General features: G+C 56.7%; 8 protein-coding genes and 1 pseudogene. 2 read left to right on the top strand and 7 right to left on the bottom strand.

Annotation, left to right across the window (positions count from 1 at the left end):
- Positions 1-8: 8 nt before the first annotated feature.
- The 7 genes from M0412_RS00150 to M0412_RS00120 all read right to left on the bottom strand — a co-directional run bounded on the left by M0412_RS00150 (position 9) and on the right by M0412_RS00120 (position 10,604).
- Entirely contained in the window at positions 9-791 is a 783-nt protein-coding gene (locus M0412_RS00150; RefSeq protein WP_269703558.1) for a carbon-nitrogen hydrolase family protein, read from the bottom strand.
- 147 nt (positions 792-938) lie between these two features.
- Positions 939-1,847 carry a LysR family transcriptional regulator gene (locus M0412_RS00145; protein WP_269703332.1) on the bottom strand — a complete coding sequence of 303 codons (909 nt, stop codon included), beginning with the start codon at positions 1,845-1,847 and terminating at the stop codon, positions 939-941.
- Positions 1,848-2,326: 479 nt separating this feature from the next.
- Complete coding sequence (locus M0412_RS00140) at positions 2,327-4,057, bottom strand: ABC transporter ATP-binding protein (protein ID WP_269703331.1); 1,731 nt, start codon at positions 4,055-4,057, stop codon at positions 2,327-2,329.
- On the bottom strand, positions 4,057-5,850 hold the full coding sequence (locus M0412_RS00135) for an ABC transporter ATP-binding protein (protein ID WP_269703329.1): 1,794 nt from the start codon (positions 5,848-5,850) through the stop codon (positions 4,057-4,059). The genes M0412_RS00140 and M0412_RS00135 overlap by 1 nt, the downstream gene beginning before the upstream one ends.
- Positions 5,851-5,857: 7 nt before the next feature.
- Positions 5,858-8,032, bottom strand: coding sequence for a TonB-dependent receptor (locus M0412_RS00130; protein WP_269703326.1), 2,175 nt, complete (start codon positions 8,030-8,032; stop codon positions 5,858-5,860).
- Positions 8,033-8,150: 118 nt separating this feature from the next.
- Positions 8,151-9,089 carry an AraC family transcriptional regulator gene (locus M0412_RS00125; protein ID WP_269703324.1) on the bottom strand — a complete coding sequence of 313 codons (939 nt, stop codon included), beginning with the start codon at positions 9,087-9,089 and terminating at the stop codon, positions 8,151-8,153.
- 402 nt (positions 9,090-9,491) lie between these two features.
- Complete coding sequence (locus M0412_RS00120; RefSeq protein ID WP_269703322.1) at positions 9,492-10,604, bottom strand: helix-turn-helix transcriptional regulator; 1,113 nt, start codon at positions 10,602-10,604, stop codon at positions 9,492-9,494.
- A 477-nt stretch (positions 10,605-11,081) separates the two neighbouring features.
- Here M0412_RS00120 and M0412_RS00115 point away from each other — a divergent pair.
- Positions 11,082-11,272 (top strand): annotated as a pseudogene (locus M0412_RS00115) (IS6 family transposase); the annotation flags it as partial.
- A gap of 435 nt (positions 11,273-11,707) precedes the next feature.
- Entirely contained in the window at positions 11,708-14,965 is a 3,258-nt protein-coding gene (locus M0412_RS00110) for an autotransporter outer membrane beta-barrel domain-containing protein (RefSeq protein ID WP_269703320.1), read from the top strand.
- Positions 14,966-15,396: the final 431 nt, after the last annotated feature.

The raw sequence follows: 15,396 nt of genomic DNA, 5'->3' as shown, positions 1-15,396 counted from the left end.
TTCTCCGATCAGAGCACGTGGTGGTTTGCCACCGGCACGTTGGCGCGCACCTTGGCCGAATAGTCGAAGTCGAGGGCAGCGCCGGCGGTCCCGACAGTGTCGGAGCACTGGGTGATGATGTGGCCCCAGGGATCGATGACCATGGAATGCCCCCAGCAGGCCTTTTTGCCGCCCGCATGGGTGCCGATCTGGCCGACAGCCAGAAAATAGGTCTGGGTTTCGACGGCGCGGGCGCGGGCCAGCACTTCCCAATGGTCCTTGCCCGTCATCAGGGTGAAGGCGGCCGGCAGAACGATCACGTCGGCCCCCCTGTCCCGCAGGGCGCGGAACAGTTCCGGGAAGCGGATATCGTAGCAGATACCGCAACCAACCGTCTTGTCGCCGACCTTATAGGTCACCACGTCTTCGCCGCGGGCGACGGAGTCAGACTCACGGTAGCTGATGCCGTTCGGCGTATCGACGTCGAACAGGTGCATCTTGCGGTAACGGGCGATCTGCTTGCCATCAGGACCAAAAACGAGCGTCGAATTGTAGAAACGGTTGCCTTCCTTCTCGACGATGGAACCGGCATGCAGCGTGATCGCGTGCTTTCGGGCAAGCCCCGAAAGCAGCGTATAAATCTCGCCATCGGGAAATTCTTCCCCGCTTTCATGCATCTCCTGAGGATTATCCCCAAGAAATGCAAAGTATTCTGGAAGAACAACAAGGTCAGGATTGTCCGCCTTGACTGCCTTTTCGATAAGATCGGCAGCCACCTTAAGATTTTCTGCCTTGTCGTTCTGGGTATTCATTTGAACAAGTGAGACTTTCACGTTGCTCTCCTCTCATGTTGCGAGGAGAATTAAGAACGGGAACGGTTTTCATGACAAACGGAAAAACTCTATCGGAACCCATAAGGTAAGCTTATAGATTAATCATTTCGTGTTGCAGCGCAAAATTTAGGCGGCAACAGTCATCCATTGTGTGGTGGTTTCACTGACGATTTCCGTCGCCATGTCGGCAATGGCCCGGGCGAGCGCGTTGTCGCCACGTTCCTGATAAACGGTGTGGAATGTCAGGGGCGGTACAGACGGCGCAATATCGAGGATGCGTGCTTCACCGGACTTGATGATGCCGTCCACCAGCACGCGCGGCAAAGCGCCCACGCCGACCGCCGCTGCCACGAGGCGGGTCATGATCGACAGGGAATTGGAATTATAAATACGGCTGTCAGACAGTCCGTGGGCATCGAGCAGCGCACGCAATGCCTGATGCGGCTGAGAGCCCGTCGAGAAGGTAAGTAGCGGAAAATGCGCGATATCTTCAAGCGTGACACCTGTTTCCGGCAAAGGCAGATCCACCGCGCCAACCCAACAGGACTCGAACGTACAGAGCGGCGAATTATAGATATTCGCAGCCATGACCGGTCCCATGATGAAACCGACATCCACTTCACCATTTTGAATGCGCTGGGATAATTTCAGGCTGGTATCGATGGTCAGATCCAGGCTGACACCGGGATATTGCTCGTTCATTCGACGAATAAGAAGCGGCAACCAGGCATAGACAATTGTGTCCGCAGCGCCGATACGCACGGTACCTTTCAGGGCCTCGCGACTGCTCACGATCTGCCGGAACTCCCCGGTCAGGTTGACGATCTTTTCAGCATGCTGCAGCGCCAGACGACCGGCCGGCGTCAGGTTGACGCAGCGCACATCGCGGGTGAACAACACAACGCCAAGCTCTCGTTCCAGAGCGGCAATCCTGTTGGAGACCGACGCCTGAGTGGTGTGCAAACGTTCCGCCGCTGCCGAAAAGCTGTTCAACCGTGCAGCCCAGAGGAAGGTTTCGAGAAATCGCGTATTCATGAGGTAAAATCTTCTCGCATGGCTCCGCGATCCAGCAATCCAATGCCGGCTTCGTCTTGCCCTTGGCCCTTGTGGTTCGAGTGTCAGTATGTCCGATGCACACGCCCATAAGCAAGGGATCAGAGCCGAGTCGCTTGGCACGATGGCGGAACGCTCATCAAGCTGCCGAGCTCAGTTATTTTCCGCTCCTTTTCCGGCCTCCCGAAACATCAGATGTAAGCCAACCCGAGCCACTTCATGGCTGAAGCTTCAACAGGCCCGATGGCCCCCGGAACGATGTGGATTAAATAGCGTCCTGCGGTGTTCTCCTGGGTATGACTACTCGCGTACAAAGGAGCTTGCGCCGTGAAATCCCCCTGTTCCGCATCTTCCTGCTTGTGGCATTGGCTTGCACGCCCGCGTCTGCCAATCCGTTCTCATCCGCCAAGGGGCGGATATTTTACTCTGGCAGGCCGAGCTTCACCGGTCATCTGAAACAACTACTGGTGTATCGCCATCGTCCAGCTCTCCATGACAGTCGAGCGGTTCCAAAGCCGGCGGTAATCCTGTGAGGTTTGCAGGAGGACTTCGTGCGTGTCACTCGCCACCATCGCACCGGCATCCAGAAGAATGATGCGATCGGCAGCGATGATCGAGGGCAGTTTGTGAGCGATGACGAAGAGAGTACGGCCGATGGCAAGTGCCGAAATTGCTTGCTGGATCGCCTCCTCGTTTTCCGGATCGACGGCCGAGGTCGCTTCATCGAGGAGGATGATCGGCGCGTCCTTGAGGATTGCCCGAGCGATACAGATGCGCTGACGCTCGCCGCCTGAAAGCCGGGCGCCGAGAGTGCCAACCATTGTGTCATAACCGTTCTCGAATTCCATGATCGTGTCGTGCACGACAGCCGCCCTTGCCGCTGCTTCGACCTCGGCGTCGGACGCGGATGGCCGACCGACGCGGATGTTGTCGGCGATAGTCTCGTTGAAAAGCAGGGTTTCCTGGAAGACCGGAGCGATCATGGAGGCGAGCACCTGGTCATTGATTTGCCGGATATCCCGACCGCCGATGCAGATCGTCCCGTCATCCGGCTCGAAAAAACGCATGAGAAGTTGCAGGCAGGTGGTCTTGCCACTGCCGTTGGCACCGATCAGCGCAACCATCTCCCCCTGCTTTGCCGAAAAGGAGATGCCGGAGAGTGTCGGCACCTTCCGTCCGCCATGCGTGAAAGAGACATTCTCATAGCGTATGTCGAAGGTATCAGGACGGCTATCGGCATGCGATATAGGCGCCGGCACAGCAAAGATGGCATCGACATTCCGCCGCCCGATGCGGGCGAGCACAAGCATGGCGGTGAGGCTTGCGAAGTTCCGCGCCGGGACAATCGCCGAAACGATCAATAGTAAGGCGACAACCTTGTGAATGGTATCCGCGCCCGACATCTCGCCCAAGGTGAGAACGGCGATGAGCATGGCAATGGCGGCCGAGAGCTCGATCGCCATGCGAAACAAGATGGCAATCGGCGTCATCTGACGGATGCCGCGCCAGGCGCCATGGCGAAGCTGGGCGACGTTTCGGGCAAAGTCTTCCCCTATGTCGTCTTCACCTGAGAAGGCGCGCAACACCGAAACACCTTCCGCCTGTTCCTGCATCGCCAGCGAAACGGCAGCCAGGCTGCGCCCACGGCGCTCCAACCCGGTGGCCAGCCGGCGTTGCGCAAAAACGAGGACGACGAAGCCGATAATCATGGTGGCAACAACTGCAAGACCAGCGATTGGCCAGAAGAGGAGCGCGCCGATCAGGCAGGCGCAGAGTGCTGCTGCATTGGCGGCTATCTCCGGCCGGGTATAGGATGCATGGTTTTCAAGCCAGAGCACGTCTTCTGACACGGCCTGGATAAGCTTGCCGCCTTCGATCGCCCGGAAGGCACCCAGCGGCATGCGGATCAGGTGTGCAAGGATCGCCCGTCGCAAACGCAGCCCACCGCCATAGGCTTCGGCATAGAGTTTTCGTAAAGCTGGCCAAAGCAGCAGGCGCCGGGCAATAAAGATCAGGAGCAGGATGCCGGCGCACCAGAGAGCGGAACGTCCTGAATTTCCACCAGCACCCTGCCACAGGAAGACCGCGGCAAGAAGCGGTTGAGCGACGAGCAACAGGCCATCGAGCATACGCCCGAGCGAAGCCGCATCCAACCGAGTGCCGAGGTACAAGAGAGGATCGCGGTCCGCCATCAACGCACCCTGCCATTCTCAAGGACGAAGGATCGGGCAGCAGTATGCGAACGCCATTGCCGGGCATAGGCGCCGTCGAGGGCAAGCAGCGCGTCGTGGTCTCCCTGTTCCATGATGCGGCCGTTCTCCAGGTAGACTATATGGTCGAAGCCGCACACGGAGGAGAGGCGATGGGCGATCGCGATGACGGTCCGGCCTTTTGCCAGCGCATCCAGGGCCTGCTGGATTTCATGCTGGCTATCCGGGTCGAGATAGGCCGTTGCCTCGTCCAGCACGAGGATCGGCGCGTTCTTCAGGATAGCCCGGGCGATCGCGATGCGCTGCTTTTGTCCGCCCGAAAGCCCTTCGCCCCGGTCGAGGATAGTGTTGTAACCCTCGGGCAGCGCCATTATGAAACTATCCGCCTGCGCGAGACGTGCGGCTTCGACGATCTCATCCTGCGTCGCCCCTGGCCGGCCGAGCGCGATATTGGCGCGGATCGTTTGTGAAAACAGGAACGACTCCTGAAACACCGGGGCAAATTGCCGAGCGAGTTCATGCTGCGGGAAAGAGCGGATATCGCGGCCGCCGAGCGTGATGCGGCCGATATCGGGATCGAAAAAGCGAAGCAGGAGCCGCGCAAGGGTCGACTTTCCTGAACCGCTCGGACCAACAAACGCCACGCTTTGACCGGTCTTGATATCCAGGTCTATATCCTCCAGCGCGAAACCATCTTCATAAACAAAACCAAGTTTTTCGAAGCGGATATCCTGCCCGTTTTGCAGTCGATCCTGAATAACCGGCAGGTCTGGCAACCGGAGCAGTGCATCAACGCGTGCCAGCGAGGCCTGCTGGATGCGCAGTCGCCCCATCGCGCCGAACAGCCGCACGCCAAGCGAGGAAAGGGTGAAGCTCGCAAGCAGGAAGAAGACGAGTACGGAATAGCCGTCTGGCAGCGGATGAAGCCACAGGCCAAGTGGCGCAACGATCAAAAGCGTCGAGGTGATGGCAAGGAAAAACCAGTTGTTGCTGGACGCGGAGAAGGAAAGCCAGCGGCCAACCACGTCGTCCACTTCCTGGAAAGATGCCTCCGCCCGGCGAAGATCGCCCGGGCCGATACCATAGGCCTTGATGACGGGCACCATGCGGATCGCCTCCTGCAAAGCAGCATCGACCGCCGTCTGCGCCGCGACAAACCGGCGGGACAGCCCTCCGTCATGCCTCAGGATCATGGAAAAAGCGATAAAGCCGGCCAGAACCGGCAGGAATGCTGCAATGGCCAGTCGCCAGTCGAGGAACAGCATGGCAATGCCGATAGCGAGTGGGGCGATCATCACGGCAACGAGGTCGGGGATAAGATGCGCGATGCCATCCTCGATGCGCTCGACATCCTCCATCAGCGTGCGGCGGATTTCGGCAGCCTCGAAGCGCTGGAGAGCACCGAGCGGTGTGGACCAGAGTTTCCGGCCTATCGCAAGCCGCGTCTGCGCCTGCACGTCGATCGCCACCCGATGCGATAGCAGGTTCGATACCATCTGCAGGAGGCAGGACAGTACGACCAATCCCAGAAGCCCGGCCGACCAAAAGATCGCGCCGTCGCGATCTCCCGCGATGAGCGCCGCCACCGCCAATGCGACCAGCACGGCGACAGCTGTTTCGAGCACCGCGGAGAGGATCGACGCCGCGATGACGATACCCATCCAGCCACGATACCCCTCCGTCAATCGCCAGAGATGGCCGGCAGCCCCACCGCCGGCAACGTCGTCTCCCTGCCCGGCCTCTTCGGGCATGTCACCTAATGCATTCTTCGCCATCTTGGGCTCAGAACTTGATCTTGAAGCTGCCGCCGAAGGTCAGCGGGTCACCCGGCGAAACCAGCGTGCCGACACCGAGATTTGCGGCGACCGTGCGGTAGTCGGTATCGCCGATGTTCTTGGCGAAGACATAGGCCGCATAGCGGTCATTCTCCAGTCCGACATAGGCGTCTATGAGGCCATAGCCTTTCTGCTGGATCGTGTTCTGCACGTCGAAATAGTAGCTCGACCGATAACGGTAGTTCACGCCGACCTTGCCGACGAGGTCGTCAAGGCCCGTTTCCCACTGGTAGGAGAGACCGGCCGACCCGGTGAAGCGTGAAACGAACTGCTGCTGGTTGCCGCTGACATCCACCGCGCCCGATCCATTCAGCGCACGCGCATTGCGGTATTCCTTGTAAGTCGCATCCGCGTAGCCAGCGCCGGCCGTGAGCGACCAGTGATCGTCGATGTCGAACGCGGCGGAGAGTTCGCCGCCGAAGGACTGGCTCTGTGGCGCGTTCGAAATCGGCGTGGCGCCGGTCAGCCCATTGAAGCCCTGGACCTGCTGGTCTCGCCAGTCGATGTAGAACAATGAAGCCTCGACCCTCAACCGGTCGTCCAGTGTCGCCGACTTCAGGCCCACCTCATAGCTGGTTACGCTTTCCGAATCGTAGGCCCCTTCATCACCAAGGCCGACGAAGCCGGAGTTGAAACCGCCCGACTTGTATCCGCTCGAGACACCGCCATAGAGGTTCAACCCCTCCATCGGCGCAAATTGCAGGCCGATGCGTGGTGTGACGTAGGTTTCGGAAAGCCGGGCGTTGTAACCGCGCGCAAAGGTTCCGGTCAGGCCAAGCAGTTCAGCGGTCTTGTTGGCGGTGAAGTCGTAGTCGAAGGACTTGCGGTCATGGCCGATACGCAGACCGCCAAAAACTTTCCATTGATCGTTCAGCGCGTAGGTCCCGTCCGCAAAGCCCGAAAGCGAAACCGTGTCAGTATCTCCACGGGTCGAAAGCGTCGCAGCTCCACCAGTGAACGTGCTGTTGGCGCCATAGGTGCGCGAGCCCTCCGAGAACTCGCCATAAAGTCCGGCGACCCAGTTAAAGCGCTCGTTGTCCTCGGAGACATAACGCACTTCCTGCGACCATTGACGATAGCTGCCGTCGAACGGATTGTCTGCACGGTAGCGGAAATTTGGGAAGCCGAGGGACTGGAAAAGTCCGTCATAGGCCGCGAAATATCCGAGCGGAAAGCCGTTGCCGCCGACATCCACCGCGCTTTTCTGAAAGCCGGTGATCGAGACGATCTTGTCGCCATTGTCGAGGTGGTAGGTGAACTGGCCAGAGACAGTCGCGAGATCGCTTTCGATGCGGATCGGATCGTCAATAGCAACTCCCCGCCTGCCCTTGAGGAAATCCGCTTCCGGCATACCGAGCATCTCGCCGTCCAGCACATGGCGCTCGATATCGACGATACCGAGGAATTCGAGGTTATCGGTAAGGTCGCCGGCAATGCTGACGCGACCATGCACATCCTTGCCGCCGCCGAGATCATCGTCATTGATGGTTGAATAGAGGGAGCCGTCGGTCTTCGAGACCGAAAGGGCGCCGCGCGCTGCCCAGCCATTGTCACCAATCGGCGTGTTGAAGATGCCGGTTGCCGTCGCCGTGCCGAAGCGACCATATTCAACTCCGAGTTCGCCGCCAGTCCGGTCGGGATCAGGCAGGTTGGAGATGATGTTGACCGAACCGGCAATATTGTTACGGCCATAGAGCGTACCCTGCGGTCCGCGCAGAATCTCGATACGGTCGACATCGAGCAACGTGCCGCTATGGGCCTGTGCGCTACCGATACCGACACCATCGAGATAGACGCCGACCGACGGGTCGCTCTCGATAAGCGCAGAGCCGACGCCGCGGATCGCGGTGAAGGATGTATAGAGTTTCGCCGTGACGGCACCGGTCTGAGCATTGGGCGCGGCAGCGATGGCATCATCGCGGCGCTTTGTCTTCTCAAGCGCCAGCGTCTCACCGCTCTCCACCGCGATGCTTGCAGGCACGTCCTTGCTTTCCGCCGTGCGCTTCTGCGCCGTGACGATGATCGGTTTCAGCACGGTCGTTTCCGTCGCCTCCTGCGCAAGAGCAATGACAGGCAGGCTGGTGCTTGCCAGAAGCGTGGCAAACCGTATGGCAGTTTTCATGATCAATCCCCGGACCCCAGTTCGGCGCGGATTATCGCGGTGGATGTAAGAAGGGTCGAGGCGCTTGGCTTATGCGTTTCGGCAAAAAGCTTACGATTATTATCCAGTTTTAAATCATTCAAGATTTCAATCGGCTAGGTGGATAGCCGAAATGCCGGGTGAAGGCCGAAGTGAAGTTTGCGGGATGCTGGTAGCCGGCCTTGTAGGCCGCCTCCGCAATGCTCAATCCGTCGCGCAGGATAGCGTTCCGACCGATCAGCAGCCGCCGCTCCAGAAGATATTCCCGGGCGCTGATGCCGAAGGCGCGCTGGAAGTCCTGCTTGAGTTTGCTCTGGCCGACGGCGAAGCGGGCAGCAAGGCCGGCGAGCGAATCGATAGCAGCGGCATTCGCATCTATGTGCCGGCGGATTTCCAGCATACGCTCCAGCGATTTCGCGGTGAGGTTGGCGACTGCGGCCACCTCAGCCGGACGAAAGGCCTCCGCCAGAATGCTCAGCAGGCTCATCGCACTGGCATCGAGATGCACATTGGTGAAGGCGCCGTGCGCCGGCGGGTTCAGCACGGACCAGGCTATCTGGCGAAGCCGCGCATCGAGCGAATGGCGGCGTATCATCACCGGCTGGCACATGGCGCGTTGCATGGCCTGATAGGTGGGATCGCCATCCATGACGGCACGGTTATGCTCGCTCCAGGCGGGCGTCAGCAATAACTCCACCACGCGAACCGGTTGATCGGCATGGATGGTCATGCTCGTCGGCCGGCTTTCGCCGGTGGAAGTGATCCAGACCTCGTCCGGGCAGAATCCACCCTCGATGCCTTCGGTCGTGTTGGTGGCAAAGCCCTCCAGTACGACGGAGAGGCAGATCGCTGGAAAGGTGTGACTCTGATAGGCAAGCGGCGTGTCGAGGCGAAGATCGGTGGTGCCGAGGAACATTCCGGGGCTGACCTCGCGCCAGCGGCGTGTATCGCCCTGCATCTCCATCCGTTCCTCCAGAATGCCAGCATCTTCGAGCGAGCCGGCAAAATCATGCGCCTCGGTACCGACCACATCCGTCACGCCTTTCGCTCCCCTGGCCGCGCACGCCACGTCGTCCTGATCGGATTGCACACCGTACCAACCCTGAGATTCATCTGCCCCACCCACATGATGGATCGGATCGCAACATCCGCTTAACGTGATTACTACAATCAAGTTTTATGCAACAACCCACAGAGGGCAAAAAAATCGTTGCGAGGGCCGATTTCAGGCGTTTTTACGAGTTCGCAGCACGATCTGCCCCTCGACTGTGCCCGCCATGCTTGCCGGCTGCTATGCGGTCCATGGACAGACACGATGACCTGATTGGGCTCTTGATGAGAAGAGCACCGTCGCCCCAACAAGAAAGAGCCGATTCAGCGTATCGGCATAGACTCTGGCCATTCCTGCGCGCCACGAAGCGCGCTCATCAAAAACTCGCCTTCAAGGCAGCAAAGCATTGTTCGAGTTATGTGACTCATTTGAAGGCACACTCTTCAATAGACTCACCAATGAGCTTTGTTGACTAGTTCCTGTTTTTGAGAAAATTGCATTCAGATAAGTGCGCGCCGTTCCGAAAGTTATTCGTTGGTTCGCAGCCGAGTCGCGTAGGGAGAGGCCGGATGTCAACGCCAGCGCCAATCGAGCCTCCGCGGGCGTCAATCCGAAGAGCCGGGAAACATATTCCGCACCGGGAAGTCCTCTCGTCGTTGCAACTGGCGTGACAATCATTATCGTCCCCGGCCCGGCGAATATGTGTCTCGCTTCTCGATACAATGGAATCATCTGGATAACCGCAGCGTCACGACTTTCGTCCGCTGGGATGGGTATGCTCACGGGTTTCCTTATGGAAACATCCAGCGCCTGGGAGAAGGCCTTCCTCAAGGAATCGCTGCCCTTGAGATCGAGGCGACCTGACGAATTCGCGGAAAAATATCGACGGCTATCGTGGAATAGATCGTTTGTTAGGACGATTTCTCTATTGCGAGCGATAAAAGCGGCAGCCACTCCGACGCTGTTAAGCATCTCTACTCCTCCACGCACGCGCTCAAAATACATACGTGACGCGAACAACGCAGCTTGCGAAAAGGGCTGGTTTAGTTTGTTGAGCTGAGCAATGATTTTCGGACCGTAACCGGGCTCACCCAGCCGGCGAGTAAACTCGAGCGTTATAATTTCACCGTTAAATAACTCAACAATCATGCCCGCCTGTACACCGTAGCCACGTTCGGCATGCCGCTTAACCCTCTCCTGGAAATCGACAATATCGGACCAATCGCCAGCAAACGGATCGAGCTGAAGGAAACCTTTATTAATTATCCCTTTAGCGCGAACATAGCTCGTCCATCGCTCTTGGGCTTCGGGAGTTTGATGCCAATCTTCATAATCCGGGAGGATCCTGCGACTGGTCGTAATACCCCTTGGAGCCGGCCAATATACTCCGATGCCACCGAAACCGGAATCAGTCTGCGCCGCCAACTCATCAAGCAGCGGCACCCACAGCTCCGGAAAGAAAGCAGCCTCGTACATTTTTTCAGAGAAATAATTAGTGTCCAACTCCAACGTCTCCGCCGACGAACCAGTTCAATCATTTATAACTCGCAAAGCACGTTGGTCGTATTGTAATATTTATTCCATACTCTACAGTGCGTGGATTTATTATTCTGATTAGTCGGATAAATCTACTACCACCATATGATAGGGATTGATATATGCGGCTCCGTAACGTCATCCTGAGTTTCAACCGGAATAACGGCCTCATTACGCGAGTATTCTAGCTTTACCCTTGAATATTATATAAATAATTATAAGAAAACCAAGCGATTAAGCTTACAACTGTCCACTTTTTACTACCACTTCCATTTCGGTTATGAGGCGAATATCTGTAAGCATACGTTGCCAAGTTGTTTGAACCGGTCATTTTGATTATCGGTCCGGCATGAAGATCCTGGCTCATTACTCCGGCTGGATGGAGTTTCGCTTCCCGCGTGAGATCGTCGCCTATGCAGTCTGGGCCAAAACTCCTACCAGCAGACCCGAAAATGCGAAAAGATCATGTGTCGGTTCAAAACACCGCTTCAGGCATAGTACTCCTTGTCGGCCCACGATCAAATCAACACGATCTTCCGCCCCGCCGCTACATTCCAACCGCCATTTCATACCGCCACGCGCGAGCTGATACGTTCAGCCTGTGGGCTGAGTATGCTGCTGAAATGACAGTCTAAAACTGGCGACACCGCGCCGCTGGTACGCAACGCCAATCCACGTGGCAATTCCAACCACATAAGCGACAATCTCACGTGGAAACGAAACCCCTTCAAGCGGGGTAAAGCGCTCTGCAATTTCAGGGCGCCTTCATACCGGACACGCCAGTCTCAAACAACTTGGCCATACCAAACATTCAATATGGTGGGCGTACCCCCATCATATGGCAGTAGACAATGTGCCTGCAACGCAGCCAATTCTTCCTCCAGCAAATGCTATGAGCGGTGCATGTCGGCGATTGGGATATCAGTTTGTCCAGGCCGTAAAGCTGTAATGCATGACCCTTCCGCAGCTGAAGGCAAACTCTTGTAGCTCAAACCAGGCACAACCATAAACTGTATTTCGTTATGAGTCAGCCGGTAAAGGAAGATTAATAATAGATACTGCAGGTGAATATGACTAATACTGGCTTCCATCGAAATTGCTCTTTAACTGCCATGGTTATTTTTACAGTTGCAGGCACGACAAGTGTCAGCTTTGCCGATGGCGAATGCGGACCAGCAGTTGGGGGCGTCGTAACCTGTAACGACACGTCGCTAAATCCCTACCCTAACGGTATCACTTATGTCCTAAACGCGGCAAACTGGATAAGGCTAGAGCGGGGCGTCACGGTTGACAGGATTGATGGGGACGGAAACAGAGGAGTAACACTGCGGCTTTTGAACTCCCCCTCAACAGTTGACTTGGACTACGGGACGTCGATTAGCACATCCGGCCTAAACTCTGACGCGGTCTTTGTAGAGAGTGACAGCGATATCTCGATAATTTCGGCCGCTGATATTAACGTGCAGATCCCCTCGTCAGATACAGGTTCCGCAGCAGGACTTTCCGGGTCGATCAGAAGCGGGGCTGGTCATGCCAATCTCGACATATTTCAGCGGGAAAACAGCACCATAACCGCCACGGGGCATATGGGGCGCGGGGTCTATGGTGAGCATTGGGGCAGCGGCGACGCACTGGCAATCACAAAGGGCACCATTACAACTCAGGGAGAAAATGGGCAGGGTATTTTTCTTCGCATTCTCGGTTCGGCCAATCCTGGACAGGCTCACATCATCGCCACTGAAGGTGCGACTATTCAAACGAGCGGCTTTGCCGCAGACGCTCTACTTGCAAGTAACGAAGCTCTCGGATCGGCGACGATCGAATCGGGCGCATTCGTTACCACGAGCGGCGCTTACGCTTATGGTGCCATTTCCAAAATCGATGACGCAGCCAATTCCCAGGACGCCACTGTTACTATTAACAAGGGTGGACGCATTACGACCCAAGGCGATGCATCACACGCGATCGTAACTCGAACGCCAGGGACAGGCGCGGCAATTGTTCGTCTCGCCCCAGAGACAGCCATAACGACTGCGGGTTCACTGGCCAATGGTATAAAAAGCTCAAGTGGTGGTGACGTCGTTATGATCCAGGATGGAAAATCCACGGTCCATGTGACCGGGGATCAATCTTTCGGGGTAGATTTAACGGCGGAAAACAAGTCCGAAGGCCGCTTTGATGGCGAAATTCGTTCTTCAGGGCAATTCGGTATCGGCATTTCCTCCTACTCCTCGACCTCCACCTCAACTGTTGTCGTGGGGAGGGAGGCGACGGTGAGCGGCGGATGGCAGCCAGGCTTGACCGAGATAGGCACAACCTCGGAAAGACCCGCTTCCGGAATTTTAATTGGCTCCGCGACGTTGAGCAAACTTGTTAACACCGGTCGAATTGAAGCTGGCTCCGACCGTGCCGTCGTTGACGTGGGGCGATTCCATCCAGCAAACGGGCATTTGGATGTTGTCAATCAAGGCAGCCTGACCGGGTTTGTTGTGTACGCCGGCGTCGACGGCAATCAGTTTATCAATGGTGAGAACGGTGTTTTCAGCATTCGGCACTTCGCCGACACTGATGGCGATGGTTTGCGTGATACAAAGCGGGTCTCTGTGTCCGATTTTGGCTCCAACACCAGCATCTTCCACAATCAGGTCGGTGCGACCGTCCATTTGAGCTCGGTAACGGGGGAAACAAATGTCGACGTAGGCAACTATTATCAACCTAAATCAGCCACGAGCCCATTGGATCCCAATATCTACTCGTTGAATAGACCTGGCGTGGTTCAAGGTCAGCTCGTCAATTTAGGCACTTTTCAAAATTCGGGCTCGATCGATCTGACAGGACCAACAACAGGCAATACGCTCCTCATCACCGGCAATGCCACCGCCGATTCAGGCGCGGGCAATGGTGTTTTCCTCAGTGATGGCGGTCACCTCGTACTAAACGCGGTGGCAAATGGCGGTGGCGCATCGAGAGAGCCGGCGGAATCATACGCTGACGTTCTCGTCGTGGACAGCACGCGCGTTGCAAGCGGTCCGACCAAGATTAGGATTGCCCGACGCGAAAGCAACGGCTCATCAGAAGATGGAAACGGCATTCTCCTCGTCGAAGTACGCAACAAAGACGCTTCCGGCGCAAACGTTTTCTCGCTCGTTGGTGATTCCCGGGTCGGTGAATCGGAGTCGATCGTACTGGGAGCTTACTCCTACGGCCTCTATCACAATGGCGTTGGGAGTGATGCAGCCGACGGTAACTGGTACCTCCGAAAGGCATCTCTGGCGCCAACGGTCCCCGTTTACGAAAGCTACCCGCAGGTTCTTCTCGAAATGGCACAGCTTCCAGATCTGTCAAACAGCGGCCGGAATCGTCTTTGGATAAATCCTCTAGAACAACATGAAACAACTGGGCGTGGCGGAAATCTCGCCGGAATTGACAGATGTTACGCACCGGAGGATGTCGAATTCCACGCTACCGATGGGACCCACTGTACCGCTAGAAGTGGCTTTTGGGTCCATCTTGAGGGTGGACGCGGGCGACATGCTTTGGCTAGTTCCGCAAGCGAAGCGGATTATAAGTATGAGTCTTCCACATTTCAGGTCGGTGTCGATGGCATCTTGCTTGAGGGAAAACATGGAACTCTAGTTGGCGGAGCGAACCTCCGGCGCGATCAAAGTTCTGCAACGATTGGTGCGTTCGGAAGCAGAGGCAGTATCGCGAGCGAAGGTTATGGTGCAGGCGCAGCACTGACATGGTATGGATCCGGCGGATTCTACCTGGATGGACGGGCGCAGGCAACTTGGCTTAAAAGTGATTTGGCGTCCGATACGTTGGGGCAATCGCTCACAAGTGACAATAACAGCTTTGGCGCCGCAATAGGTCTGGAAGCTGGGCAACGCATAAAGATTGGCAACAACTGGACGCTGGTCCCACAGGCGCAGCTAGTTTACACCAGTATTAAAGTCGATGAGTTTGCGGATCCATTCGGAGCCGCCGTTGTCTTTTCTGACGGCGAAAGTCTTCGTGGTCGGCTCGGGGCTGCGGTTGAGTATTCTAGCGTCTGGAAAGAGGCGGACGGAACGGTCTCCCATTTGGATTTTTTCGGCGCTACGAACGTCCGCAACGAGTTTTTTCAGGGAACACGGGTCACCATATCTGGAACAGATACCGTTGCACGGCAGGAACGACTCTGGGGCGGGATCGAACTGGGCGCAACCTACGCTTGGAATGATGACCGATATGCGATCTATGGCAAAGCTTCACTCGACTCCGGTTTAGCGAAGTTGGGGGAAAGCTATACCCTTTCCGGGATGGTCGGTTTCAAAGCCAGCTGGTGAGCCCTTACAAAATAAGCTTTTCTGACGGAACCGGACCTCGCGGGACTAACTTCGTCAACATGCACAGGGATACGCACGGCCTACGGGCCGTGCCGTTCGGTACGCCTCTCCGGATGCATATCCAAGTCTGCGGTCACTCGCCGACTTGGCGGATAATTGCTATCTTTCGGCGCGCCGAACTATTTCTCGACATGCAAAGTGCATTTGAAAAAGGGCTCTCGGCTGACTTGCGAGCTTGCGCGACCGAGACGCTGGGCACCTCGACTGAATATCTGAGGTATGTAGCGAAAACCCTGTGTTACGGAGACCATTTGATTGCGATTCGAAGCAGGGCCGTTCATCGGTCCTGTTGAAAAAACCGGCTGATCGCGGAAAGAGCGCTGACGATTTTCAGTGAGTCTGGTCGACAGACTTGCCGATTTCAGTGCGCG

The sequence above is a fragment of the Agrobacterium sp. O3.4 genome (genome assembly GCF_041414895.1).
GTDB lineage: Bacteria > Pseudomonadota > Alphaproteobacteria > Rhizobiales > Rhizobiaceae > Agrobacterium > Agrobacterium cucumeris.
Note: the sequence above shows the minus strand (reverse complement) of the source record. Positions and strands in the feature narration are given on the sequence as shown.

Excerpts from the sequence above, each read along its gene's own strand:
- M0412_RS00150 (WP_269703558.1), bottom strand. The coding sequence starts at position 791 with ATGAATACCCAGAACGACAAGGCAGAAAATCTTAAGGTGGCTGCCGAT.
- M0412_RS00145 (WP_269703332.1), bottom strand. The coding sequence starts at position 1,847 with ATGAATACGCGATTTCTCGAAACCTTCCTCTGGGCTGCACGGTTGAAC.
- M0412_RS00140 (WP_269703331.1), bottom strand. The coding sequence starts at position 4,057 with ATGGCGGACCGCGATCCTCTCTTGTACCTCGGCACTCGGTTGGATGCG.
- M0412_RS00135 (WP_269703329.1), bottom strand. The coding sequence starts at position 5,850 with ATGGCGAAGAATGCATTAGGTGACATGCCCGAAGAGGCCGGGCAGGGA.
- M0412_RS00130 (WP_269703326.1), bottom strand. The coding sequence starts at position 8,032 with ATGAAAACTGCCATACGGTTTGCCACGCTTCTGGCAAGCACCAGCCTG.
- M0412_RS00110 (WP_269703320.1), top strand. The coding sequence starts at position 11,708 with ATGACTAATACTGGCTTCCATCGAAATTGCTCTTTAACTGCCATGGTT.